Genomic DNA, 23,865 nt, shown 5'->3' with positions numbered 1-23,865 from the left:
AAGGATGTGGAAGTATGAGTATTGCAATAGTTGCGATAATTGGTGGTGTTGTCATCTCACTAGCGGGTATTTTTACCGATGCACTTACAAGACAACAGAAAATTAAATTAAAGATTGTTCAGCAAGAGTTAGAACTGGAAAAGTTGCGTCTAGAATCGTATACGATGGAAACTGAAAAAATGAGATTGGAACTAGAGCATTCGAAAGTTCAGATGATAGAAACGAAGCAAAGTTTACTGAAGAAACCTTGATTCCCCTTGAAAGCCTATTTCAGTAATGCTATTTTTCCGCTATAATGGAAATAAGACGCTAGAGGGGAAGATGACCATATGTCTGATTATGTACATTTTGTAGAAGGTATTAAGCGTAAAACAGGTATTGATTTAGCTTTATACAAAGAAGCGCAAATGAAGAGACGTTTAACTTCTCTCTATGAGAAAAAAGGTTATCGTAATTTTGTTGATTTTCTAAAAGCGCTAGAGCAAGATCGCGATTTAATGAATGAATTTTTAGATCGTATGACGATTAATGTGTCAGAATTTTATCGCAACGGTAAACGTTGGGAAGTATTAGAAAAGAAAATTTTTCCGAAATTATTACAAACAAATAAACGTTTGAAAATTTGGAGTGCAGCATGTTCAACTGGAGAAGAGCCGTACTCATTAGTGATGGTGCTGTCCCAATTAGTGCCGCTATCACAAATTCAAATCATTGCTACAGATTTAGATGAAAATGTAATTCAAAAGGCAAAGTTAGGGCTTTATCCTGAGCGTTCTTTAGCAGAGGTACCTAAGGATATTCAAGCGAAGTACTTTGAAAAAGAAGGAAACTTCTTTAAAGTAAAAGATGAAATTAAACGTTGTGTAACGTTTAAAAAACATAATCTTTTAAGGGATAATTATGAGTCGAATTTTGATCTGATTGTTTGCCGTAATGTTATGATCTATTTTACTGAAGAGGCAAAAGATCAAATTTATGCGAACTTCAGTAAATCTCTGCGCAAGGATGGAATATTATTTGTAGGCTCAACGGAGCAAATATTTAATCCATCGCGTTATAATTTTGAAGTAGAAGATACGTTCTTTTATCGCAAAAATAGTTAATTTTATAAAAAGCCATACGTACAGAGGACAAGCTTTATTCATGTACATATAGTACAAGCATTAGATATGGATAGAAATACGCTTTTCGCTTGTTAGTGAAAAGCGTATTTTTAAGGATTTTAATGGCTACCTTTTGTATAAATCGTTCAGAATATTCGAAAATAATTGATTGCATTTGCAAAGGCACTGTTTTTTTAGAAAAAATATGTTATAGTGAAAAATACATACTTTAGCGAGTTGAAGGGAGAAAGCGTTTATGCGTTACTTAACAGCAGGAGAATCACACGGACCACAATTGACAACAATTATTGAGGGTTTACCGTCACTATTACCAATTACAGCAGAAACGATTAATCATGATTTAAAACGACGACAAGGAGGTCATGGCCGTGGGCGTCGTATGCAAATTGAAACAGATACAGTAGAAATCGTTGCTGGCGTACGTCACGGGCAGACATTAGGTTCTCCCGTCGCACTTGTTGTTACAAATGATGACTGGAAACACTGGACAAAAATTATGGGAGCAGAGCCATTAGCAGATGATGTGAATCCAGAAGATATTAAACGTCAGATTTCACGTCCGCGTCCAGGGCATGCAGATTTAGTAGGTGGCATGAAATATGGTCATCGTGATTTGAGAAATATTTTAGAACGTTCTTCAGCGCGTGAGACAACTGTGCGCGTAGCAGTAGGTGCTGTTGCAAAAGCATTATTAAATGAACTTGGTATTTCAATTGTGTCACATGTAACAGAAATTGTTGGCATTAAAGCAGATACTTCAGTAATAGAAGGGAAATCAGCAGATGAAATCCGCGCGATTATTGAAGCGGATCCATGTTACTGTGTAGACCCGAGCGCATCAGCCAAGATGGTAGAGGCTATTGATGAAGCGAAAAAAGCTGGCGATACGATTGGTGGCGTTGTAGAAGTTATCGTAGAAGGTATGCCAGCGGGTGTTGGTTCTTACGTGCACTATGATCGTAAACTAGATGCTAAATTAGCAGCAGCAATGCTCTCTATTAATGCATTCAAAGGTGTCGAGTTTGGCATAGGTTTTGAAATGGCTCGTCGTAAAGGCTCTGAAGTCCATGATGAAATCATTTGGTCAGAAGAGGAAGGCTACACACGTGCTACAAATCGTCTTGGCGGTTTAGAAGGTGGAATGTCTACAGGCATGCCGATCGTCGTGCGTGGTGTAATGAAGCCAATTCCAACATTATATAAACCATTACAAAGTGTCGATATCGAAACGAAAGAACCATTTAAAGCAAGCGTTGAGCGTTCAGATAGCTGTGCAGTACCAGCAGCTTCAGTAGTTGCTGAGCACGTTATTGCCTGGGAAATAGCAAGTGCAATTATGGATCAATTCCACAGCGATCAATTACCACAATTAAAAGCTCAAATTGACGAACAGCGCCGTTACACAAAGGAGTTTTGATGTATGCGCGTACCAGTAGCGACAAAATCACATTACTATGATGTTGTGCTTGGGCATGATTTTTTAACCGAAGCTGTACAATCATTTGATGATAAATTGCAAAAAGCAGATAAACTAATCGTTTTTACAGATGCCAATGTATGGGAAGTACAGGGCGATTATTTTAAAGCTAATTTCCCATATGACTTTGAAGTCTTTGTACTTCCTGGTGGTGAAGCTTGTAAAACATTTGAACAATATAATGCAGCACAAACATTTTTACTTGAACAAAAATGCTCACGTAAATCATTCATTTTCGCATTTGGTGGCGGTGCAGTTGGCGATTTAACTGGCTTCGTGGCAGCTACATATATGCGCGGTGTACCATTTATTCAAATTCCAACGACGATTTTAGCGCATGACTCCGCGGTAGGTGGAAAAACAGCGATTAATCATCCATTAGGAAAAAATATGATTGGTGCTTTTTATCAGCCTGAAGGCGTAATTTATGACACGATCTTTACAGAAAGCTTACCAGAGCGGGAAGTACGTTCTGGTACAGCTGAGGTCATCAAACATGCAATGATTTCAAATGCAGAATGGTTACAAGAACTGATGGTTGCAGATTCGGTAATCCACTTCAATACAGATGAATTAGCGAAACAGCTAAAAGCTGGTATTGAAGTAAAGGCGAAAATTGTATCAGAAGATGAAACAGAGCAAACAGTACGTAAATATTTAAACTTAGGCCATACGTATGGTCATGCCATCGAAGCAGCTGCTGGCTATGGTAAAGTGGCACATGGCGAGGCAGTTATGATTGGCTTAGTGTATTGTTTATTACTAAGTGAACGCTATGGTGAGTTAGACCGCACCTTCACGACAGAATTTTTACAATTTGCGTTGAAAAATGGTTATCCATTTGACGCAGTGAATCATTATTCATTTGAAGAGTTAACGGAGTATTTAGTAAAAGATAAAAAAGCAGAATATGGCGTACTGCAATTTGTTTTGCTCGAAAAAATTGGAGAGCCATTTGTACGACCAATTGAACTAGCAGAGTGCAAAGAAGTAGATGCCGAATTTAGGAAACTATTAGCGGAGGTGCTTGTATGATTCGTGGACTAAGAGGAGCAACAACAATTGAATCTGACAAGCAAGAGCTTGTATGGGATGAGACAGCAAAGTTAGTGCGAGAAGTAGTAGCTGCAAATAGCGTCGATGTAGATGATATTGCCTCTATTATCATCTCAACAACACCAGATATTACATCAGCGTTCCCAGCGCGTTCAGTACGTTTAATGGAAGGCTGGCAGTATGTACCGGTGATGTGTATGCATGAAATGGACGTACCAAATGCTTTGCCCTTATGTATTCGTGTACTGATTCATGCAAATGTTGAAGTATCACAAAAAGATGTAAAACACTTATATTTAAATGGTGCAATAAAATTAAGACCAGATTTAGCCCAAGCTAAGTAAAGAGGAGACGGTAGAGATGAAATGGAAACAACAAATTCACGGCATGAAAGCCTATCAACCTGGTAAACCAATTGCAGAAGTACAACGCGAATTTGGTTTAAAAGAAGTTATTAAACTAGCATCCAACGAAAATCCGTTTGGTTGCTCACCAAAAGTAACAGCTTATTTAAAAGATGATGCGACGAATCATGCAATTTATCCAGATGGCTATGCGCAAAACTTACGTACAGCTGTGGCTGAGCATTTAGGTGTGAAAGAAACACAACTTCTTTTCGGGAATGGCTCAGATGATATTATTACGATTATTACTCGTGCTTTGTTGTATCCGGGTGTCAACACTATTATGGCAGACCCATCATTCTCACAGTACTGGCACAATGCTGATATCGAAGGTGCGGAAGTGCGCAAAATCCCATGCATTGAAGGTGCACATGACTTAGATGCCATGGCAGCTGCAATTGACGACAAAACTTCTGTTGTTTGGGTATGTAGTCCGAATAATCCAACAGGCGTTGTTATTCCAGATGCAGACCTACGTGCATTCCTAAATAAAGTACCTAATGACGTACTTGTTATTTTAGATGAAGCGTATATCGAGTACGTGACAAATCCAGGACATAAAGACACGCTAACATTAATCGATGAGTATCCAAATGTCTTATTAATGCGTACATTCTCAAAAGCTTATGGTCTTGCATCGTTCCGTGTTGGCTACGCAATTGGTCAACCAGAAGTAATTGCAAAGCTTGATCCAGTACGTGCACCATTTAATAATACAATTTTAAGTCAAGCGGTAGCCGCAATTGCACTAAGTGACCAAGAATATATTAAAACTTGTCGTGAAGCGAATGAAAAAGGCAAAAAGCAATACGTTGAATTTTGTGAAAAACATAATTTGAAGTACTACCCATCTGATACAAACTTTATATTCTTTAACACAGGCGCAAATAGTGATGTTGTATTCGAAGAACTAATGAAACGTGGCTTCATTATCCGAAGTGGAAATGCTTTAGGCGCACCAGGCTTTATCCGAATCACAATCGGTACAGAAGCACAAAATGCAGCGCTATTAGCCCAACTAGAAGATGTGTTAAAAGAGCAAGGGGTTTTTGCATGACACGGAAAGTACTCGTTATAGGGCTAGGCTTAATCGGAGGCTCAATTGCCCTCGCATTACAAAAAGCGCCTGAAACGAAAATTATCGGCTACGATATGGATGAAAAAACGCGCGAGCATGCAAAGACGCTTCAAATTGTGCATGAAGTTGTAACTAATCCTGAAGAAGCCGCAGCTGAAGTGGATGTGATTATCTTCGGTACACCAGTCAACGCAACACTAGACTGGATGGAACAATTAAAATCATGGCCCCTAAAAAATAAAGTGATTATTACAGATACGGGTAGTACGAAAAAGATGATTATGCAAAAAGCAGGAGAGTTGCGAGCACTAGGTATTACGTTTATCGGTGGTCACCCAATGGCTGGTTCACATAAAAGTGGTGTATTAGCGGCAAAGCCTCATTTGTTTGAAAATGCTTATTATATGCTGACGCCACTAGCTGGTGAGGAAATTGTTAATATGGCACAACTTGAAAGCTTGCTAAAATTTACACATGCGAAAGTTGTAAGTGTGTCTGCTCGTGAGCATGACCATATGACAGCGGTTGTTAGCCATTTCCCACATGTCATTGCTGCTTCTTTAGTGCATCAGCTTGGGGATGAAAAAAGTGAATACCCAATGACACGTTCCCTTGCCGCTGGAGGTTTCCGTGATGTGACTCGTATTGCATCGTCTAATCCGATTTTATGGCGAGATATTACACTACAAAACCGTGATGAGCTCATTGTACAATTGGAAGGTTGGCAGTCAGAGATGGACCGTGTAAAGAGTCTATTACTTGAAGGGAATTCAGACGACATTGAAAGTTACTTTTCTGTGGCAAAAGAATTACGTGATGAATTACCAGTCAGTGCGGGTGCGATATTTACTTCGTTTGATTTGTATGTAGATGTGCCTGATTATCCGGGGGTAATCTCTGAAGTAACAGGCTATCTTGCAGATGAAGCGATTAGTATTACGAACCTACGTATCATAGAGTCGCGTGAGGATGTTTTCGGAGTGCTAGTAATTAGTCTTCAAAATGAAAATGATCGAGACCGTGCTGCGTCGTGTATCCAAAAGCGCGCAAACTTTGAAACATATATATCTTAAAAGAGAAAGCGTCGAACGATCGGCGCTTTCTATCTTCATTCAGAGGGTGCCCAACGCCGGTTGAATAGTGGAACTCAGGCTAAGAACACCGCGTTCTTAGCCTGAGTGACCAACATCCTGTTGGCCCAAAGTCTCCGGCGGATGTAACAGATTTTCTGTGCGAAAGCGAAGCGGCAGGTACAATTACGCCAAGGCGTAATTGTACTTCATATAAGGAGGAGAAAGAACAATGAGTGAAAAAGTATTACAATATAATAAATCTTCCCTACAAGGGATGTTAACAATTCCTGGTGATAAATCGGTGTCACATCGTTCTGTCATGTTCGGCTCCATCGCGACAGGTAAAACGACTGTAAGTGGCTTTTTACTAGGGGAAGATTGTTTAAGTACAATTGACTGCTTCCGTAAACTTGGTGTAGAAATTAATGTTGACGGCACAAACGTGACAATTGAAAGTGATGGCATCGATGCATGGCGGGAACCTACTGAGGTATTGTACACAGGGAACTCTGGTACGACAACGCGTTTAATGCTTGGTATTTTAGCAGGCTCGACTGTTCATACAGTCATGACGGGGGATGCGTCAATCGGTAAACGTCCGATGCGTCGTGTTATCGATCCACTACGTCAAATGGGTGCTCACATTACAGGACGTGCAAATGGGCAGTATACGCCACTTGCTATCCAAGGCACAAAACTACAAGCTATTGATTATCAAATGCCAGTTGCCAGTGCACAAGTAAAATCAGCGATTCTACTTGCAGGTTTGCGTGCTGAGGGCACAACAATTGTCCGTGAAACTGAAGTTTCTCGTGACCATACTGAGCGTATGTTACGTCAATTTGGTGCGCAGGTCGATGTTGAGAACGGTGTTGTTTCCTTTAAAGGTGGACAAACGTTAACGGGTACCCACGTGTCTGTACCAGGTGATATTTCATCGGCTGCATTTTTCTTAGTGGCTGGCGCGATCTGTCAGGGGAGTGACATCACATTAGAAAATGTCGGTGTGAACCCAACCCGTGACGGTATCATTGAAGTGCTTCAAAATATGAATGCGACCATGTCGTTAGTACAGGACAATGATGGGCAAGCAGAGCCTACCGCTACGATAAGAATTCAAACTTCTACATTAAAAGGCACAACAATCGAAGGTGCAATTATTCCTCGTTTAATTGACGAAATTCCAATCATTGCATTACTAGCAACGCAGGCTCAGGGCAAAACTATTATTAAAGATGCCGAGGAGCTAAAGGTAAAAGAAACAGACCGTATTACAGCAGTCGTTGAAGAGCTTAAGAAATTAGGCGCTAATATTGAAGCAACTGATGATGGTATGATTATTGAAGGACCAACGTCATTACACGGTGCAAGTTTAAAGACATATGGTGACCATCGTATTGGTATGATGGGTGCGGTGGCAGCTTTAATTACAGAAGGTGCTGTGACATTAGATGATGCAGATTGCATTGCTGTCTCATATCCAGAATTTTTTGAGCATATTGAAGCTGTGAAAAAATAGTCAACTCAAGACTTCCCAGTACTTTTGGGGAGTTTTTTCTTGTTTAGAAAGTTAATGTCTTGTAGCATAAAGATATTAATGAAAGAATAGGTGAAGATCTGTGAACAATCCAATGAATGAACTCGTTCAAGCCCTTGAACAAGGTGACTTAACGTTATTAGACCAATTACTAGAGCCTTTTTTAACAAATGCGATGCCAGAGGAGCAATATTCAATCGCTGAATTATTTATGCAATATGGCTACATGAAAGAAGCGGACCGTGTACTTGAACATTTACAATTTTTGTTCCCAGAAGAAGCTCAATTGAAAATTGACCGTGCAAATGTATGTATGGAGCTTGGGAATGAAGATGAAGTGCTTGATTTACTGCTGGAGGTTGAAGATACAGCACCTGAATATCCGCAAGCACTTCTTGTATTAGCTGATTATTATCAAATGCAGGGGTTATTTGAGGTGGCGGAAAAGCGTATTAATGAAGCACTAGCTATTTTGCCAGATGAACCATTATTACAATTTGCAAAAGCAGAATTACTATTTGAAACAGGTCGATTTTTAGAAGCAGCACGATTATATGAGGAATTACTTGAAGTGCAAGAGGAGTTTGCGGGAATTAGTCTGATTGAACGTCTTGCAGAAGTATATCGTGCAGGTGCTGCATATGAAACAGCGTTAGAGTTCTATTTAAAGGCGCTAGAAGATGAAGTAAAACCAGATATTTTATTTGGTGCTGCCTATTCAGCGTTCCAATCACAAAAATATGAAATGGCTATTAAGCAATTAGAGGAACTAAAAGAACTAGATCCCGACTATTTCTCAGCATATTTATTATTAGCGGAAGCTTATGCAATGACTGAAGATAATAAAAATGCATATGCTGCTATTCAAGAAGGCTTAAAACGTGATGAATATGATAAATCACTATTTTTATTTGCCGGCAAAATGGCACTAAAAAACAGTCTCCCACAGGAAGCGGAAGGCTATTTGCGTGAAGCAATAGCTTTAGATCCTGAATATATGGAAGCTGTGTTAGCGTTGATGTCATTATTAGCGCAGCAAGAACGTCATGAAGATGTAATAGAACTATTTGAAACGCTACAAAAAAATGATTTTGAGTGGGATGCGCTTTATCCCTATACTGCCGAGGCTTATGCGAATTTAGAACAGTACGACCGTGCATACGAATTTTACCGTTTGGCATATACTGAATTTAAGGAAGACGCAACATTTTTAGAAAAATATCTTTATTTCTTAATGGAAGACGGAAAACGTTCGGAAGCTAGAGAGATAATTGAGCAATTAATTGCATTGCATCCTGGGGAACCACAATGGCAAGAGATGTTGGAGAGCTTAGAATTCGAATAGAGGAGGGAGTGGGTATGACTGCTTCTGTATCAGTTGTCGATAAAAAGGCATTTGTTAGATGGTTCTTGAAAAATTACCAATTGAAACGTCGGGAATGTGTATGGATCTTAAATTACTTATTAAGTAATGATGAATTGCTTAAACATATACGATTTGTAGAAGAAGCCCATTATTGTCCGAGAGCTATGGTGATGTCAACAGTTGAATCAACAGGTGTGCCATTCCGTTTTTACAAAGGAAACGTTATGACAGCAGATGCTGAAAAATCCTTTCATGATTTACGTTTAAATGAAAAAGAAGATATGTATCTGCAGTTGAATTTTCCGAATATACCACCGAGCACGCAATACTTAGCTGTTCTTGAAGAAAATCCATTTATGCCGGAAACGTTACTAGTCAGTGAAAAAGATCGTTTACTTGCAGAAGAAATGTTATCGAGTAGTCTACTGGTGTTCCAACAAGAGAAACTATTAGCACAAATTGATGAGGCTTTAGATCAAGGTGACGAGGAACGTTTTTATGAATTGTCTAACTTACTACAAGCTTTGAAGCTAACAGCAGAGCAAAACTAAAGATTCACAATCCAAAAAATGAGTGCCCTTTATGCATTTCTATATGGTAACATTACAAAGTGAAGTATACATTTCACTTCGTTTTGGCTAACCTAGTAGAAGTGAAAAAGGGTGCTTTTTTACTTTAGCAATACAAGGAGGATTTTTAGATGTATTTTAATGCGAAGGATATAACAGATTTTATGGCACAGAAAGATTTTATCGATACAGCGATTGTACCGCTAGTATCAGTTGATTTATCAAATGAAAAGATCAAGCAAAGTGGTGTAGAAGCGGATTTTTTACTGTCACTAACAGCATTTGTTGAACAACAGTTTAAAGGACGCCTACTTGTCATGCCACCTTTTTCGTATAGTGCTGTTATGAAAAATGAGGAAATGCCAAAAGTGCTAGAAACACAGTTACATAATGCAGGTTTTAAACATGTGTTTTTCATTAGTTGTGACCATTTTTGGACAAATATTGCTGAAGCAGTAAATGTTATCTGGTTACCTGCAATACCGCTTGAATCCATGGATAAAGGCGTGAAAAACTCTATTCTTGAAGATCAATTACGCCAAATTATTCCGGTTTTTTCGACTAAATGGGCACAAAACTAACATATTGTTTCAATATTTGTTCACATTATATTGCTTTCCACAGAATGCTATATTGACCAAGCTATGGTCTTGAGATATCATAGATATGTCCTAGTAATTACTAATTGTAAAAGTATGTCCGTTGGACTGACCTTTAAAGGTAAAAGGGGGGAAAAGGATGAGTAAACAAGTTTCACGACGCCAGTTTCTAAGCTACACGTTAACAGGTGTAGGCGGTTTCATGGCTGCAGGGATGTTGATGCCAATGGTACGTTTTGCGTTAGATCCAGTACTTCAAACTAAAGAAGCTGGAGATTTCGTACCAACAGAGCTTAAAGTGGCTGACATCACTGAAATACCTACTAAAGTTGACTTTACTTTTGAACAAGTTGACGCATGGTACAAGGCTAATGTTACTAACACTGCATGGGTTTATAAAAATGGTGATGCAATCATCGCATTATCACCAGTGTGTAAGCATTTAGGCTGTATGGTGGACTGGGAACATAAAGACGGAAATAAAAATGAGTTCTTCTGTCCTTGTCACGCTGGGCGTTACACGAAAGACGGAGGCAATATTAAAGGTACACCACCTCTAGGTCCGTTGGATGAATATGAAATTAAAGAAAAAGATGGCTTATTAATGATTGGTCCAGCAAAAGCAAACACTCTAGTTTAATCTGTAAGGGGGTACGAAATCAGTGCTAAACAAAATTTATGATTGGGTCGATGAAAGATTAGATATTACACCGATTTGGCGTGATATTGCCGACCACGAAGTGCCAGAGCACGTTAACCCTGCACACCATTTTTCAGCTTTCGTTTACTGTTTCGGTGGATTAACATTCTTCATCACAGTAATTCAAATTCTGTCTGGTATGTTCTTAACAATGTACTATGTACCGGATGTAGAGAATGCTTGGAAATCAGTTTACTATTTACAAAACGAAGTAGCATTCGGTGAAATCGTTCGCGGTATGCACCACTGGGGAGCTTCATTAGTTATTGTTATGATGTTCTTACATACGCTTCGTGTATTCTTCACAGGTTCTTATAAAAAACCTCGTGAGCTAAACTGGATGGTTGGTGTAGGTATTTTCGGTGTAATGATTGGTTTAGGTTTCACAGGTTACTTATTACCATGGGATATGAAAGCATTATTCGCTACTAAAGTAGGTATCGAAATTGCAGCATCTGTACCATTTATTGGAGAGATGATTAAAGTATTATTAGCGGGTGATGCAACGATTATTGGTGCACAAACGTTAACACGATTCTTTGCGATTCATGTATTCTTCTTGCCTGCAGTATTGTTTGGGTTACTTGCAGCTCACTTTATCATGATTCGACGTCAAGGAGTCTCTGGACCGTTGTGATTTTTCTTGACGGTTTGATGATTTTTTAAAGGAGGGGACACTATGCATCGCGGAAAAGGAATGAAGTTTGTCGGCGATTCACGTATTAAAGCGAATCATCGTATGCCGAACGTTCCAAAAGATTATTCCGAGTATCCAGGGAAAACAGAAGCTTTCTGGCCAAACTTCTTATTAAAAGAATGGATGGTTGGTGCTGTATTCTTAATTGGTTATTTATTATTAACTGTCGCTCACCCTTCACCACTTGAAGGGCCAGCAGATCCAACAAAACCATATACTCCATTACCGGACTGGTATTTCTTATTTATCTATCAATTATTAAAGTACACGTATGCGTCTGGTCCATATAATATTATCGGAGCAATCGTAATGCCAGGTATTGCGTTTATGGCACTATTGTTAATGCCATTCTTAGATACAACTCCAGAACGTAAGCCATCTAAACGTCCATTACCAACAGCATTTATGATTTTAACTTTGGCTTCTATGTTCTACTTAACTTGGGAATCAGTTGTAAACCACGACTGGGAAGCAGGTAAAGCGCAAGGAGCTATCGTGCATGAAGTAGAATTCGATAAAGAATCAGAAGGTTACCAAGCATATGCTGCTTCATCATGTATTGGTTGTCATGGTGGAGATTTGACTGGTGGCGCAGGTCCTGGATTAACAAATTCAGGTTTAACAGCTGATGAGATAAAGAACATTGCGATCAATGGTTCTGAAAGTGGTGCAATGCCAGCTGGTTTATGGCAAGGTACTGATGAAGATCTGCAGAAAGTTGCAGAGTTTATCGAAAGTTTAAAATCAGAATAATTTTCTAAAAGAGTCGGGAAACTGACTCTTTTTTTCACATTTTAGACATACTGATAGAAGTGTAGTAGAAGACGAATATAGAGGAGTTTTACATATGCAACTAACACGCGCAAATATTTGGTATTTATTAACGCACCGTTCATTTTTAATACTATTATTAATCGTGAATTTTTTAGGAACGTTATACGGATACTACTGGTACAAGTGGCAATTGGAAATTACGGATCCGATTTTTTATATTTTTGTACCAGATAGTCCGACAGCTAGTCTTTTTTTCTGCTTCGTGTTAGTGGCGTGGATAGTAGGTAAAAGTTGGCCTTTAATGGAAGTACTAGCGCTTGTGACACTTGTGAAGTATGGTTTATGGGCAGATGTGATGAATATTTGGACACTGATTGAAACAGGTTCAATTGGTTGGCAGGGCTGGATGCTTGTGGGTTCTCATTTTGCGATGGCTGCACAAGCTGTTATTTATTTGTCAAAATATACGTTTAAATTATGGCATGTAGGTGTTGCTGCAGTATGGACCTTACACAATGATGTTATCGATTATGTGTTTGGACAAATGCCAATGTATCGAGATCTTGAAGCTTACACAAACTATATTGGCTACTTTACGTTTTGGTTATCCGTTATTTGCATCAGTTTAGCGATTTTTTCTGTTAAACAGCGCAATTATTTGCTGAAATAAAAAAAACTAGCTAGAATTAAGTCATAAAGTTAGAAAGGGGTTAAAATATTGTCAATAAGTATGTATATTATCTATTTTGCAATAATTATGCTATTGCCACTTTATGCACAGATGAAAGTAAAAGGCACGTATAAGAAATTTGCAAAAGTTCGTACAGCGAAAGGACAAACTGGTGCAGAAGTTGCTCGTGCAATTTTAGATGCAAACGGTTTGTATGATGTACGTGTTGTGCCGACACAAGGTGTGTTATCAGACCACTATAATCCGGCGACAAAAACAGTTGCTTTATCTGAAAGTAATTTCTATGAATCGAGTATTGCTGGTGCTGCAGTTGCTGCCCATGAGGTAGGACATGCAATTCAACATAAAGAAGCGTATTCAATGCTTACTTTACGCAGTAAGTTAGTGCCAGTTGCAAATATTTCATCGAATGCATCATGGATTTTCGTGATGATTGGTATTTTTGCAAGTAGCTCAGGTTGGTTACTGCTTGGTATTGTACTATTAGCTGCAGGCGTAGTGTTCCAATTAGTAACTTTACCAGTAGAATTTGACGCGTCTAAGCGTGCACTTGTGCAAATGAATTCAATGGGTATTATAACGAATGAAGAAGAGCGTCCAGCTCGTAAAGTGTTAAATGCCGCGGCATTAACATATGTTGCTGCAGCAGCAGTAGCTGTGCTTGAGTTATTACGTTTGATTTTAATTTTTACGAATATGCGTAGTGATGACTAATTAATAGCTCGTTGTAGTACATTTATTGTGCTACGACGGGTTTTTCTTTTGGGTGGAACTTAGAGTAGGGTCGGAAACGCTCAAGTACTCAGAAATATCGCTCGAGTAATAGAATTTATCCCTCAGCTAAACTAGCTAGCGTAGAAAAAACGCCAGACAAAATTTGTCTAGCGTAAGGTTAGGTAATCGGTTGTTTTTGCTCGTCTAGTGTAAAACCTTCACCTGCGACGTCATGTACTTCAAAAATCGACACGAATGCATGTGGATCGACTTCGTGGATGATTGATTTTAAGCGCACGAGCTCGTTACGGCTCACGACACAATAAAGTACTTCTCTTTCTTGTTTGGTATAATGCCCTCGCCCTTGTAAGGTCGTTACACCTCGTTCCATTCGTAGCGATATCATATCAGCAATAGCACTAGGATTTTGTGAGATTATAATTGCTCCACGTGCTGCATACGCACCCTCCTGTACAAAGTCAATGACACGGGCACCGACAAATACTGCTACGAGTGTATACATCATGGAACGAGCATCTAAAAACGTCAGCCAAGATAATAAAATAACAATTGCATCAAACATAAACATCGATTTCCCCATGCTCCACCCGAAATATTTGTGAGCAAGGCGCGCCAAAATGTCAACACCACCCGTTGTACCACCAAAGCGGAAGACAATTCCGAGTCCGAGTCCAACAAAAACTCCCGCAAAAAGTGCCGCAAGGAATAAATCATCCTTTAACTGAATATCGAACTGATATACCTGGAAGACTTTTAGAAAAATAGAAACAGAAACTGTACCAATTAAAGTGTAAATGAATACCATTTTCCCGAGTAATCGCCATCCAAGAATAAACATAGGAATGTTTAGAAGCAAATTCAGCAATGCAGGGTCCCAACCTAGTGTAAAATATAGAACGAGGGTAATACCAGCGAAGCCACCTTCTCCAAGTTGGTTTTGCATATTAAAATGTACAAAACCAAAACTATAAATCGCTGCACCGAGCATGATGGCCACGATATTGCGTATTTTAATTTGTTTGAGCATAATACCTCCCAGAAGTTTTCTGACAAATGAAGTTTTGCATCTTATTATCTGATATTTTATCGTTTTTGACAACAATGGTGTAAAATATATACGATATAATGTAGGAGTGTGAAAATGAATGACTGAACAAATGACGATGCATGCTTTGCAAAAGCGAGTAGACGATTATATCGGACAATTTAAAGAAGGCTACTTTCCACCATTTGAACTGTTAGCTCGTTTAACAGAAGAACTTGGTGAATTGTCACGTGAAGTGCAAGACGTTTACGGGCAAAAGAAGAAGAAGAGCACTGAGGGATCAAATAGTATTGAAGAAGAATTAGGCGACTTTTTCTTCGTCTTAGTATGTTTTGCAAATGCTCAAGGAATTAAACTGGATGAGGCATTACTTAGCGTCATACATAAATTTGAAACGCGCGATAAAGATCGATGGACGAGGAAGGATGAAGAATAATGGCAATTCGTGTAGCAATCGCAGGACCTAGAGGGAAAATGGGAGCTGAGGCTGTACATACCATCATGAAAAATGGCAAAATGGAGTTAGTTGCTGTACTTGATTATAAAGAGGTAGGGGCAACGTTAGCGGATTTAGATATGTTCCCTTCCAATTATACAGCACCGATTTTCACGGATATGAAAGAGCTTGTAGCAGCGACAGATCCGGATGTATTAGTTGATCTAACAAATCCGCATTCCGTCTATAAGCACACAAAAGAAGCATTAGCATTAAGTGTAAGACCTGTTATCGGTACAACTGGCTTTACGGATGCTCAACTAGAGGAATTAACAGCACTGGCGAGAGAAAAGGAACTAGGTTGCATTATTGCACCAAACTTTGCCATTGGTGCGATTTTAATGATGAAGTTCGCCAAAGAAGCAGCGAAATATTTACCGGATGTTGAAATTATTGAAATGCACCATGATCAAAAGTTAGATGCACCATCTGGTACTGGTGTAAAGACAGCGCAAATGATTCAAGAAGTACGTGCACAGAAAAAACAAGGCCATTTAGAAGAAACTGAAACACTTGAAGGCGCAAGAGGTGCTGATTTTGATGGCATGCGAATTCACTCAGTACGTTTACCTGGTTTAGTAGCGCATCAACAAGTATTATTTGGTGGGGAAGGTCAACTTCTAACCATTCGTCATGACTCGTTAAATCGTGCTTCATTTATGTCGGGTGTAGCATTTTGCGTAGAAGAAGTCATGAAGATGGATCAACTAGTATATGGGCTGGAAAACATTATTTAATCATAGATGAACAGAGGGCATACCTCTTTTCAAAACATAACAAAACTTAACTACCACAAGGTAAATTTGAGTAGAATAGGGATGATCGCTATGAAAATCGCATTAATTGCACATGATCGTAAAAAGGATAATTTAATACAATTTGCTATTGCCTACAGAGACATTTTAAGTGAGCATACGCTCTATGCGACAGGTACAACAGGACAGAGAGTTATAGATGCAACAGCTCTAGAGGTAACACGTTTCCGTTCAGGTCCATTAGGCGGCGACCAACAAATTGGCGCGATGATAGCAGAAAATGATATGGACATGATCATATTTTTCCGTGATCCGTTAACAGCCCAACCACATGAGCCAGATGTTTCTGCACTTATTCGTCTTTGTGATGTTTATCAGATTCCACTAGCTACGAATATGGGAACAGCAGAAATATTATTAAAAGGGCTACAAGAAGGATTTGTAGACTGGAGATTGATTGAGGAGAGACGTAATTAACCTGATTTAGTGGTACTTGTTACACACACTAAATTTAGTTAATGCCTTAGACGGATGTCGCGGTTTTTATGAGAAAAGAGTCGTGCTGGCACGATTCAAAATCTGGACACAATTTTTTGTGTACCGAAAGCGTTGTAGAACGCAGCGACAGGTACAAATACGTTTAGACGTATTTGACTTAGAAAGGATGATAATCGAATGAGAAAGCTAAAAATCGGCATTACTTGTTACCCAACTGTTGGGGGCTCTGGTGTGATTGCAACAGAATTAGGGAAAATGCTTGCAGAGAGAGGACACGAAATTCATTTCATCACCTCAAGCGTACCATTTCGATTAAACAAAATTTATCCGACCGTCTTTTTCCATGAAGTAGAAGTAAGTAATTATTCAGTTTTTCAATATTCGCCGTATGACATCGCACTTGCGAGTAAAATGGCGGATGTGATTAAAGATGAAGGGCTAGACGTATTACATGTGCATTATGCAATTCCGCATGCTGTATGTGCAGTATTAGCTCGTGATATGAGTGGGCAGGATGTTGGTATTGTGACGACATTACATGGTACAGATATTTCTGTGCTTGGTCAGGATTCAACGCTTGCGCAGGCGATTAAATATGGTATTGATAAATCTGACGTTGTGACAACAGTGTCAGAATCTTTAAAAGAACAAACTTATGAACTAATTGATACGGTGAAACCAATCGACACGATTTATAATTTTGTCGATGAACGTGAATATCGCCAATTAGATCCTGGTGATTTAAAAGAACAGTTTGGCATTCAGCCGGATGAAAAGGTCCTTATTCATGTGTCCAACTTCCGGAAAATTAAAAACTTACCACATATTATCGATGCATTTATGAAAATTCGTGCTCATACGAAAGCAAAGTTACTACTTGTAGGAGACGGTCCGGAAAAACATCGTATTATGGATCTGGTAAAAGAAAGTCCTTACGCAAAAGATGTATTATTTTTAGGCAAGCAGGAAAACTTAGCCGAGTTGTATTCAATTAGTGATCTTAAACTGTTACTGTCACAACAAGAATCATTTGGACTTGTATTACTTGAAGCAATGGCTTGTGGTGTGCCGTGTATCGGTTCGGCTGTAGGCGGCATTCCAGAAGTCATTGAACACGGAGTAGATGGCTATATAGTGGAGCAAGGTAACACGGATGCAGTTGCACAATATGCAATTGAATTATTAAACGATGAAGAAAAATTACAAAGCTTCCGTGAGGCTGCAATGCGCGCTGTAAGTACAAAATTCCACTCAACTAAAATTGTCGAGCAATATGAAAATCTGTACGAGAAGGTTGCTGAAAAAAAGCATGCAAAACAACAATGAATGGCAAGCGGCATTTACTGTCATTAAACAACTAGAAGATGCAGGCTTTGAGGCAGTCGTCGTAGGGGGCGCTGTGAGAGATGCATTACTTGGCCGCGCTGTGCACGATGTGGATGTTGCAACGAGTGCGATGCCATCCGAGGTTAAAGAGATTTTCACGCGTACAATAGATATTGGGATACAGCATGGCACGGTCCTAGTACTCGTACCTGAAGCCCCTGTTGAAGTAACGACCTATCGTACAGATGGTGATTATACCGATCATCGTCGACCAGAGGCCGTGCAATTTGTACGCTCATTAGCAGAGGATTTAAAGCGCCGTGATTTTACGATGAATGCCATTGCAATGCGTAGTGACGGTTCTTTTGTCGATTATTATGGTGGTCAAGAAGATATAGAGGCTTGTGTAATCCGAGCAGTTGGGGAAGCACAGGCTCGTTTTGCAGAAGACGCACTTCGCATGTTAAGGGCAGTGCGTTTTTCTGCGCAACTTAGTTTTACAATCGAGCCTACCACGATGCAGGCGATGCGTGAGCAAGCCGCTGATATCGAATGGATTGCAAAAGAACGGGTAAAAGCAGAGTTCGATAAGCTATGGGTAGGCAAAAACGTCTATAATGGGATGTTGAAGCTTCAAGAAAGTGGCTTAGCGGCGCATCTGACAGGGGAATTTGAAGCAGAACAATGGCAAGGTTTTAGTACACAGGATGCGCAGGTTGGCTGGGCTTATTTTTCATTGCTACAGGGCGAAAATTGGTCAGAAGTTTTACGTAGCTATCGTCTATCGAATAAGGAAACCTCATTTGTGAAGGCAGTTTTAGCAGCTTTTGAGGCGCTAAAAGTAGGCTGGAATAAAATGGACTATTTCTCGTATTCGGAAGTGGAGCTAGACGCTGCACTTGATTTTGCCAAGTTGCAAAAGTTTCAGGTTGAAGTGACACAGGACGCTATTCGCGCTGCACAGACGAACTTGCCAATAAGAACGCGAAACGAACTTGTGGTCAACGGGCTTGATCTGCAAAAATGGTCTGGACAAAAGCGGGGACCGTGGTTGAAAGAAGCACTACAAACAATGCTAGAAGTAGTAGTTGCTGGCGAGGTAGCAAATAGTAGGGAAGACATTCAGGCTTGGTTTGAGCGTTTCTATGAAGAATGTTAACTCAACATCCAAAAAGATCAGGTACTCCATTACGGGCCTGATCTTTTTTGTGCGTTATGATTCAGAAAGTTCCTTTTGGATTTTCAGACGGTAGTCTTCACTTCCGAGTAATTTTGACTCGAAAGAATTCATATTATTTCGGAGCATTAGTCCTTGCCAGAAATTCAAGTCATCTGTCAGAATTACAATTTCAAACTTATCACCTTTGTGATCTTCAGCATACATTGCCTCGGTAAGCACAAATGCGGTTGAACCACCTTTTGCTCCAAAATGGATAAAACGCTCATGATTAACTGGGTTATATTGCATTGGCCACTCTAGTAACTCTCTTGCGATGTCTCCGGCTCCCTCAGGAAGTTCGTCATTTGAAATGATCGCTAAAAACTTCCCGTAATCATTGGCAGATGCACCTATTAAGCGATCGGACCATACTCTTTGAAGGTTCATAGGCAAATCAAATGAAATATCTTCAATTTTGATGGTCCCATCTTTCATTTGTTCACTTAATTTTGCCGCTGTAGAACGATAGATTTCCATCGGCATCTCTTTAATCTCTTGGATTAACTGCTTTTCACTCTTCGATGTACTATCCATGTGTTTAGAGATTAATAGTGCACTGACAATTGGATAAACCTCTTCATGCTGTGTAAGACCTAGGGAGTTTGCTCGCTCATTGATGTTAGCGATGCCAAGTAGATCAATGAGATAATCCGTATTGGCATTGGAGCTATAGGTGATCATTCCTTTCGCAACATCATGCAGTGATACTTCATTATTTTTAATGCTTCCTTTACTGTCCATCTCTGTCAACCAATCTTTATGTGCGTTGCCATTTGAGTTTTTATAATCGTAACGCTTTAAATCGTCTACCGATACGGAGCTGTCTTTAGTTAGTAACCCTGCATCGATTTGCATCGCATACTCGACAGCAATTAGCATTTTGACTGTGCTTGCTAGGGGACGGACTATATCTGATTGATAAGTTATTAATTGTTCATCATTTTCTGCGACATAAAGGGAAGTTGTTTGTGGATTATTCTTTAAATGCTTCAGAACATAATCAGGATTATCACGGAAAATAAAATAGCCTACAATACTAATAACTAGAATAGTTGAAAAATAAATTATCAAACGCTTCTTCGTATACGTTTTTTTATCGAATACAATCATGGCAATGAAACCAGCAATTAGTGCAAATAAATAATTAACGCTAAAAACTAACACAGCAACGATGATACCGATCACAATCGTTACCGTTACAATTGCTTTACTAATTTCCTCTTTTGACCGATTCTCTTTTTTTAGTAAAGGCAAGAGTGTAAAAATGATAATTCCCAGCATCCCAATCCACGCGATAATATTCATGTAGCAATTTCCCTTCTACTGATTTTTATCAACCATTATAGAAATAGGTTACATTCAATACTTTCGTTTTAATACAGTTAAGCTGACCGCTTGAAGAATCATTAATCCTGTGAGTAAATACCAAATGGTTAATTTGTAAGTGTCATAACTCAGTGTTCGGACGAACTGATCATACATCTCGATTAAAAACCATCCCAACGGCATTAAAGGGAATACGATACCGTACGATTTACTTGAAATGCTTTTTCCGCATTCATCTTTATTCTCTTCGCTCCATTCAAATTTTAATGAAATAAATACTGCAATAAAGAAAATCAATACATAAATAAGAGACAAGATTGTTGAAAAAATCTCCATTTTTACTGTTCCTCCTCCACTTCATATTGAAAAACTTCGTGTAAATCTACACCAAACATTAGAGAGATATCAAACGCTAATTTTAAGGACGGATTGTATTTATTTTTTTCAAGTGAAATAATGGTCTGTCTACTCACGCCTAATCGATCAGCAACCTCTCTTTGGGATAAACCTCTTTCAGCTCTTAATACAACAATTCTGTTTCGAATCTTTCTTTCGTTATTTAATGTCATAATCGATCACCTCTCACAAATTAAATGTAATGTATTTTTTACCAATAGTAAAGTATTTTTTACATTTAGTATGAAATATATTACTAGGGATTATCTTTCTGTGCCGTTTTGTATGTACTTGTGTTTCTTCGTAAGTGTGGTTTATGGGGAATATTGGGGTAATTGTTCCGAAGTAATTTGATTATGAGGTATTATTAATTAAAAGACTTGTCTGGGAGGGTTGTTTATGAAAGTTTTATAAGGAATGTATGCTGGAAGGGCAGTCTAACGAGTGAGTATATTTTAGATGGTGAATATTCAGCAATAGCAACGTGGATTTGTCTTGTGCTCTTTTTATTAGTGTGCCTAAGTCAATTGAGAAAAAACATTGCTCACTATACATATATCAGTTGAAACCTAAGTATTGAGAGGTTATTGTGTTGTGATACAAAGAAATCGCAGAGCTAATAGGTCAAAACATCAATTAAAAGAACAAATGGGGGTGGGGGAAGATGAAGAAACAAATTAAAGAAAGCATTGATGAGTTAAATCAACAACAGTTACACCAAGAAAATTTTGTGAAGAGTACAAAACAATCAAGAACACTTCCTATTATTGCTACACTCTTCTTATCAGCAACAATTGTGATGTTTATAGTTACCCTATTACCAAAAGGGGCTGATTTCCAAAATGAAGTAGCAATAAGTATTGACAATAATCTAGATACAAATTTAATTCAAGAAGCAATGCAGGGCTATAAAGAAGAAGCGGTTATGGTAAAAAAGAACGGAACCGTTATCTTTTATGATGAAGGTGACATTCAATATTTAGAAGGAATGTTTCAACAAGCGGAGCAAATTCCTGGTATTGTTAATATGGCAACACCACAATATAAAGTTCGGCTAGGAGAGGATGGAGAGTTATTCTTTTTATGGTTTAATGAAGATCATTCTGCTACTTTAATGAAAAGCGAAGTTACGCATACCATTTATAAAATACAGTCTGCTGAAAAAATAGAAAAGATGTTGCAGGAGAGATTAGCACTTGCATAATTTATGGATGCTGTTGAATGGAAAACTGGGATGGTTAGCATGGCAAAACCATTTCAAAGGGCTCGGCTCAAGTTGGAAAAGTAATAGCAGATGGTCAATTGTGTGAATTTACAGTATCATAAATACTGATATATAGAATTAGAGAACTAAAGTAAAAAAGTGTTTGATCACTTAACTAAAGGATTGGTTTGAAGATGAGTATTTCGATGAAAGATGAGATTCTGAGAAAATTATTAGCGGCGAATGGAGAAGCGGTTTCTGGGCAAGAGTTAGCAGACGAATTGAATGTGTCGCGCACAGCCATCTGGAAACATATGCAGACATTGCAAGAAGAGGGCTATACATTTGAAACTGTGAAGAAAAAAGGCTATGTACTTACTGGTATACCAAATAGTTTAAGCCCGATGCAAATTGAACTGTTTTTAAATACTGAGCGCTTTGGTCGACACATTCATCATTTTGATGTGGTGGATTCCACACAAATAATTGCCCATAAGCTGGCACAAGAAGGCGCTCCTGACGGCACAATCGTCATTGGTGAAGAGCAAACTGCGGGTCGTGGTCGTATGGCGAGACCCTGGGAATCCGCACATGGAACAGGCATTTGGATGACTGTTATTGTGCGCCCAGATGTGACGCCGCAACAAGCATCTTCTTATACACTTGTCGTAGCAGTTGCTGTGACAAAAGCGATTAAGACCTTGTATAAAAACGTAGAGCCAGCCATTAAATGGCCAAATGATTTACTGATTAACGGCAAAAAGTGCACAGGTATTTTAACAGAAATGCAGGCAGAGGCTGACTGTGTACAAGCATTACTTGTGGGTATTGGCATTAATGCGAACCAAGTGGAAAGTGATTTCTCGCCGGAGATTGCTGAAATAGCGACATCTTTACGTCTAGCCGAAGGGGAAGAAATAAACCGTGCAGCACTTGTTGCGACAATTTTACAATACTTGGAGCAATACACGGAATTATTCGTGAACGAAGGCTTTGCTAGAATTAAAACGTTGTGGGAACAAGCATCATGTACAATTGGTCAACGTATCGAAGTGACAACATTACGTGAGCAATTTGAGGGTATCGCGAGTGGCATTACCGAGGAGGGTGTGTTACAGCTAACACAGGATAATGGTACTGTGAGAACGATTTATTCTGGAGATATTAGAATTATTTAAACGAAAAGAGGCTGGGACAAAACACTAACCTCAAAAATGAAAAGTCTCGAAAATTTTACGTTTAGTAAAATCTTCGAGGCTTTGTTTTTTAGTCTGCTTCGTAGCCGTTGTTCTCCGATACGGCGGACGCTTTCCGCGGGCACGGCTCCAGCCTTCTCCCTCGCTTCGCTCAGTCCGGGTGCTTCCGCTCGTGCTGTTCCCGCAGGAGTCGCCGCCTTCGCTCCGAACAACTAATGAAATACTTCTATTTCAATTAAATTTATTCATTATTTTAGGCATAAAAAAAGGACATCTTCTGATAAAATTTAAGTACCCCTACCCAAATTAACACAGAAAGAAGTGTCCTTATGTTTAAAGATTATAACATGAATCAACTCATTTTACCGCTAGATTTGGAAGTGAAATTACAAGAAAATGATATTGCCTTTTCAATCCACCATTTAGTTGAAAGTATTCCAACTGAAGCTTTCGCTCCCTTCATCCATCACACAGGTTGTCCATCGTACCATCCACGTATGATGCTTAAACTGATTTTATGTGGT

28 protein-coding genes are annotated in these 23,865 nt (G+C 39.0%); 24 read left to right on the top strand and 4 right to left on the bottom strand.

The genetic code is table 11. From position 1 onward, the window contains the following. Window positions 1-14 precede the first annotated feature (14 nt). From ACIQZG_RS07420 to ACIQZG_RS07345, 16 genes are all read left to right on the top strand, one after another. Window positions 15-251: a hypothetical protein gene (locus ACIQZG_RS07420; protein ID WP_402754536.1), complete on the top strand. Its 237-nt coding sequence runs from the start codon at window positions 15-17 to the stop codon at window positions 249-251. Between the two features lie 78 nt (window positions 252-329). Next, window positions 330-1,103 (top strand): CheR family methyltransferase, encoded by a 774-nt coding sequence (locus ACIQZG_RS07415; protein WP_402754535.1) that lies wholly within the window; start codon window positions 330-332, stop codon window positions 1,101-1,103. A 256-nt stretch (window positions 1,104-1,359) separates the two neighbouring features. Continuing rightward, window positions 1,360-2,541: a chorismate synthase gene (gene aroC, locus ACIQZG_RS07410; RefSeq protein WP_402754534.1), complete on the top strand. Its 1,182-nt coding sequence runs from the start codon at window positions 1,360-1,362 to the stop codon at window positions 2,539-2,541. A 3-nt stretch (window positions 2,542-2,544) separates the two neighbouring features. Then, window positions 2,545-3,636, top strand: a complete 1,092-nt coding sequence (aroB, locus tag ACIQZG_RS07405; protein ID WP_402754533.1) for a 3-dehydroquinate synthase — start codon at window positions 2,545-2,547, stop codon at window positions 3,634-3,636. Further along, window positions 3,633-4,001 (top strand): chorismate mutase, encoded by a 369-nt coding sequence (gene aroH / locus ACIQZG_RS07400; protein WP_402754532.1) that lies wholly within the window; start codon window positions 3,633-3,635, stop codon window positions 3,999-4,001. The genes aroB and aroH overlap by 4 nt, the downstream gene beginning before the upstream one ends. Window positions 4,002-4,017: 16 nt before the next feature. After that, window positions 4,018-5,118 (top strand): histidinol-phosphate transaminase, encoded by a 1,101-nt coding sequence (hisC, locus tag ACIQZG_RS07395; protein WP_402754531.1) that lies wholly within the window; start codon window positions 4,018-4,020, stop codon window positions 5,116-5,118. After that, window positions 5,115-6,212, top strand: coding sequence for a prephenate dehydrogenase (locus tag ACIQZG_RS07390; protein ID WP_402754530.1), 1,098 nt, complete (start codon window positions 5,115-5,117; stop codon window positions 6,210-6,212). Before hisC ends, ACIQZG_RS07390 begins: the two co-directional genes overlap by 4 nt. A gap of 229 nt (window positions 6,213-6,441) precedes the next feature. Then, a complete protein-coding gene (aroA, locus tag ACIQZG_RS07385) occupies window positions 6,442-7,731 on the top strand; it encodes a 3-phosphoshikimate 1-carboxyvinyltransferase (RefSeq protein WP_402754529.1) in 1,290 nt (429 codons plus the stop codon). 112 nt (window positions 7,732-7,843) lie between these two features. Then, window positions 7,844-9,094, top strand: a complete 1,251-nt coding sequence (locus ACIQZG_RS07380; protein ID WP_402754659.1) for a tetratricopeptide repeat protein — start codon at window positions 7,844-7,846, stop codon at window positions 9,092-9,094. A 14-nt stretch (window positions 9,095-9,108) separates the two neighbouring features. Beyond that, window positions 9,109-9,666, top strand: coding sequence for a ReoY family proteolytic degradation factor (locus ACIQZG_RS07375; RefSeq protein ID WP_402754528.1), 558 nt, complete (start codon window positions 9,109-9,111; stop codon window positions 9,664-9,666). A 149-nt stretch (window positions 9,667-9,815) separates the two neighbouring features. After that, complete coding sequence (locus tag ACIQZG_RS07370) at window positions 9,816-10,265, top strand: DUF2487 family protein (protein WP_402754527.1); 450 nt, start codon at window positions 9,816-9,818, stop codon at window positions 10,263-10,265. Window positions 10,266-10,422: 157 nt separating this feature from the next. Then, complete coding sequence (locus ACIQZG_RS07365; protein ID WP_402754526.1) at window positions 10,423-10,923, top strand: QcrA and Rieske domain-containing protein; 501 nt, start codon at window positions 10,423-10,425, stop codon at window positions 10,921-10,923. A gap of 22 nt (window positions 10,924-10,945) precedes the next feature. After that, on the top strand, window positions 10,946-11,620 hold the full coding sequence (gene qcrB / locus ACIQZG_RS07360; RefSeq protein WP_402754525.1) for a menaquinol-cytochrome c reductase cytochrome b subunit: 675 nt from the start codon (window positions 10,946-10,948) through the stop codon (window positions 11,618-11,620). A 42-nt stretch (window positions 11,621-11,662) separates the two neighbouring features. Continuing rightward, the gene (locus tag ACIQZG_RS07355) at window positions 11,663-12,433 is read left to right on the top strand and encodes a menaquinol-cytochrome c reductase cytochrome b/c subunit (protein ID WP_402754524.1); all 771 of its coding nucleotides are present in this window, start codon (window positions 11,663-11,665) and stop codon (window positions 12,431-12,433) included. A 94-nt stretch (window positions 12,434-12,527) separates the two neighbouring features. After that, window positions 12,528-13,124, top strand: a complete 597-nt coding sequence (gene lhaT / locus ACIQZG_RS07350) for a lipoprotein heptaprenylglyceryl N-acetyltransferase LhaT (protein ID WP_402754523.1) — start codon at window positions 12,528-12,530, stop codon at window positions 13,122-13,124. Window positions 13,125-13,184: 60 nt separating this feature from the next. Beyond that, window positions 13,185-13,859 (top strand): zinc metallopeptidase, encoded by a 675-nt coding sequence (locus ACIQZG_RS07345; protein ID WP_483869785.1) that lies wholly within the window; start codon window positions 13,185-13,187, stop codon window positions 13,857-13,859. A 178-nt stretch (window positions 13,860-14,037) separates the two neighbouring features. On the opposite strand, the gene ACIQZG_RS07340 is transcribed toward ACIQZG_RS07345, so the two are convergent. Next, a complete protein-coding gene (locus ACIQZG_RS07340) occupies window positions 14,038-14,907 on the bottom strand; it encodes a YitT family protein (RefSeq protein ID WP_402754521.1) in 870 nt (289 codons plus the stop codon). A 118-nt stretch (window positions 14,908-15,025) separates the two neighbouring features. Here ACIQZG_RS07340 and ACIQZG_RS07335 point away from each other — a divergent pair, with 118 nt between their 5' ends. The 5 genes from ACIQZG_RS07335 (at window position 15,026) to ACIQZG_RS07315 (ending at window position 19,159) form a co-directional block, all read left to right on the top strand. Beyond that, complete coding sequence (locus ACIQZG_RS07335) at window positions 15,026-15,361, top strand: nucleotide pyrophosphohydrolase (protein ID WP_402754520.1); 336 nt, start codon at window positions 15,026-15,028, stop codon at window positions 15,359-15,361. After that, window positions 15,361-16,158 (top strand): 4-hydroxy-tetrahydrodipicolinate reductase, encoded by a 798-nt coding sequence (gene dapB, locus ACIQZG_RS07330; RefSeq protein WP_402754519.1) that lies wholly within the window; start codon window positions 15,361-15,363, stop codon window positions 16,156-16,158. The genes ACIQZG_RS07335 and dapB overlap by 1 nt, the downstream gene beginning before the upstream one ends. Window positions 16,159-16,248: 90 nt before the next feature. Then, window positions 16,249-16,653 carry a methylglyoxal synthase gene (mgsA, locus tag ACIQZG_RS07325; protein WP_402754518.1) on the top strand — a complete coding sequence of 135 codons (405 nt, stop codon included), beginning with the start codon at window positions 16,249-16,251 and terminating at the stop codon, window positions 16,651-16,653. 198 nt (window positions 16,654-16,851) lie between these two features. Beyond that, window positions 16,852-18,000 carry an N-acetyl-alpha-D-glucosaminyl L-malate synthase BshA gene (gene bshA, locus ACIQZG_RS07320; RefSeq protein WP_402754517.1) on the top strand — a complete coding sequence of 383 codons (1,149 nt, stop codon included), beginning with the start codon at window positions 16,852-16,854 and terminating at the stop codon, window positions 17,998-18,000. Further along, the gene (locus ACIQZG_RS07315; RefSeq protein WP_402754516.1) at window positions 17,984-19,159 is read left to right on the top strand and encodes a CCA tRNA nucleotidyltransferase; all 1,176 of its coding nucleotides are present in this window, start codon (window positions 17,984-17,986) and stop codon (window positions 19,157-19,159) included. The genes bshA and ACIQZG_RS07315 overlap by 17 nt, the downstream gene beginning before the upstream one ends. Window positions 19,160-19,213: 54 nt before the next feature. Here the strand turns inward: ACIQZG_RS07315 and ACIQZG_RS07310 are convergent, their stop codons facing one another. The 3 genes from ACIQZG_RS07310 to ACIQZG_RS07300 are packed head-to-tail and all read right to left on the bottom strand — an operon-like array spanning window position 19,214 to window position 21,114. Then, the gene (locus ACIQZG_RS07310; RefSeq protein ID WP_402754515.1) at window positions 19,214-20,524 is read right to left on the bottom strand and encodes a serine hydrolase; all 1,311 of its coding nucleotides are present in this window, start codon (window positions 20,522-20,524) and stop codon (window positions 19,214-19,216) included. Between the two features lie 54 nt (window positions 20,525-20,578). Beyond that, window positions 20,579-20,881, bottom strand: a complete 303-nt coding sequence (locus ACIQZG_RS07305; protein WP_402754514.1) for a hypothetical protein — start codon at window positions 20,879-20,881, stop codon at window positions 20,579-20,581. A 2-nt stretch (window positions 20,882-20,883) separates the two neighbouring features. Continuing rightward, window positions 20,884-21,114, bottom strand: a complete 231-nt coding sequence (locus tag ACIQZG_RS07300; RefSeq protein ID WP_402754513.1) for a helix-turn-helix transcriptional regulator — start codon at window positions 21,112-21,114, stop codon at window positions 20,884-20,886. Between the two features lie 491 nt (window positions 21,115-21,605). Here ACIQZG_RS07300 and ACIQZG_RS07295 point away from each other — a divergent pair, with 491 nt between their 5' ends. The 3 genes from ACIQZG_RS07295 to ACIQZG_RS07285 form a co-directional block, all read left to right on the top strand. Beyond that, complete coding sequence (locus tag ACIQZG_RS07295; RefSeq protein ID WP_402754512.1) at window positions 21,606-22,145, top strand: YhfM domain-containing protein; 540 nt, start codon at window positions 21,606-21,608, stop codon at window positions 22,143-22,145. Window positions 22,146-22,339: 194 nt separating this feature from the next. Next, window positions 22,340-23,323: a biotin--[acetyl-CoA-carboxylase] ligase gene (locus ACIQZG_RS07290; RefSeq protein ID WP_402754511.1), complete on the top strand. Its 984-nt coding sequence runs from the start codon at window positions 22,340-22,342 to the stop codon at window positions 23,321-23,323. A gap of 347 nt (window positions 23,324-23,670) precedes the next feature. Then, on the top strand, window positions 23,671-23,865 hold a 195-nt coding region (locus tag ACIQZG_RS07285), incomplete at its 3' end, for a transposase (protein ID WP_483869784.1).

This window comes from Lysinibacillus sp. NPDC096418 (assembly GCF_044762775.1).
In the GTDB taxonomy this organism is placed as follows: domain Bacteria; phylum Bacillota; class Bacilli; order Bacillales_A; family Planococcaceae; genus Lysinibacillus.
Note: the sequence above shows the minus strand (reverse complement) of the source record. Positions and strands in the feature narration are given on the sequence as shown.

Coding starts and splice junctions, on each gene's coding strand:
- ACIQZG_RS07420 (WP_402754536.1), top strand. CDS start 15: ATGAGTATTGCAATAGTTGCGATAATTGGTGGTGTTGTCATCTCACTA.
- ACIQZG_RS07415 (WP_402754535.1), top strand. CDS start 330: ATGTCTGATTATGTACATTTTGTAGAAGGTATTAAGCGTAAAACAGGT.
- aroC (WP_402754534.1), top strand. CDS start 1,360: ATGCGTTACTTAACAGCAGGAGAATCACACGGACCACAATTGACAACA.
- aroB (WP_402754533.1), top strand. CDS start 2,545: ATGCGCGTACCAGTAGCGACAAAATCACATTACTATGATGTTGTGCTT.
- aroH (WP_402754532.1), top strand. CDS start 3,633: ATGATTCGTGGACTAAGAGGAGCAACAACAATTGAATCTGACAAGCAA.
- hisC (WP_402754531.1), top strand. CDS start 4,018: ATGAAATGGAAACAACAAATTCACGGCATGAAAGCCTATCAACCTGGT.
- ACIQZG_RS07390 (WP_402754530.1), top strand. CDS start 5,115: ATGACACGGAAAGTACTCGTTATAGGGCTAGGCTTAATCGGAGGCTCA.
- aroA (WP_402754529.1), top strand. CDS start 6,442: ATGAGTGAAAAAGTATTACAATATAATAAATCTTCCCTACAAGGGATG.
- ACIQZG_RS07380 (WP_402754659.1), top strand. CDS start 7,844: ATGAATGAACTCGTTCAAGCCCTTGAACAAGGTGACTTAACGTTATTA.
- ACIQZG_RS07375 (WP_402754528.1), top strand. CDS start 9,109: ATGACTGCTTCTGTATCAGTTGTCGATAAAAAGGCATTTGTTAGATGG.
- ACIQZG_RS07370 (WP_402754527.1), top strand. CDS start 9,816: ATGTATTTTAATGCGAAGGATATAACAGATTTTATGGCACAGAAAGAT.
- ACIQZG_RS07365 (WP_402754526.1), top strand. CDS start 10,423: ATGAGTAAACAAGTTTCACGACGCCAGTTTCTAAGCTACACGTTAACA.
- ACIQZG_RS07355 (WP_402754524.1), top strand. CDS start 11,663: ATGCATCGCGGAAAAGGAATGAAGTTTGTCGGCGATTCACGTATTAAA.
- lhaT (WP_402754523.1), top strand. CDS start 12,528: ATGCAACTAACACGCGCAAATATTTGGTATTTATTAACGCACCGTTCA.
- ACIQZG_RS07345 (WP_483869785.1), top strand. CDS start 13,185: ATGTATATTATCTATTTTGCAATAATTATGCTATTGCCACTTTATGCA.
- ACIQZG_RS07340 (WP_402754521.1), bottom strand. CDS start 14,907: ATGCTCAAACAAATTAAAATACGCAATATCGTGGCCATCATGCTCGGT.
- ACIQZG_RS07335 (WP_402754520.1), top strand. CDS start 15,026: ATGACTGAACAAATGACGATGCATGCTTTGCAAAAGCGAGTAGACGAT.
- dapB (WP_402754519.1), top strand. CDS start 15,361: ATGGCAATTCGTGTAGCAATCGCAGGACCTAGAGGGAAAATGGGAGCT.
- mgsA (WP_402754518.1), top strand. CDS start 16,249: ATGAAAATCGCATTAATTGCACATGATCGTAAAAAGGATAATTTAATA.
- bshA (WP_402754517.1), top strand. CDS start 16,852: ATGAGAAAGCTAAAAATCGGCATTACTTGTTACCCAACTGTTGGGGGC.
- ACIQZG_RS07315 (WP_402754516.1), top strand. CDS start 17,984: ATGCAAAACAACAATGAATGGCAAGCGGCATTTACTGTCATTAAACAA.
- ACIQZG_RS07310 (WP_402754515.1), bottom strand. CDS start 20,524: ATGAATATTATCGCGTGGATTGGGATGCTGGGAATTATCATTTTTACA.
- ACIQZG_RS07305 (WP_402754514.1), bottom strand. CDS start 20,881: ATGGAGATTTTTTCAACAATCTTGTCTCTTATTTATGTATTGATTTTC.
- ACIQZG_RS07300 (WP_402754513.1), bottom strand. CDS start 21,114: ATGACATTAAATAACGAAAGAAAGATTCGAAACAGAATTGTTGTATTA.
- ACIQZG_RS07295 (WP_402754512.1), top strand. CDS start 21,606: ATGAAGAAACAAATTAAAGAAAGCATTGATGAGTTAAATCAACAACAG.
- ACIQZG_RS07290 (WP_402754511.1), top strand. CDS start 22,340: ATGAGTATTTCGATGAAAGATGAGATTCTGAGAAAATTATTAGCGGCG.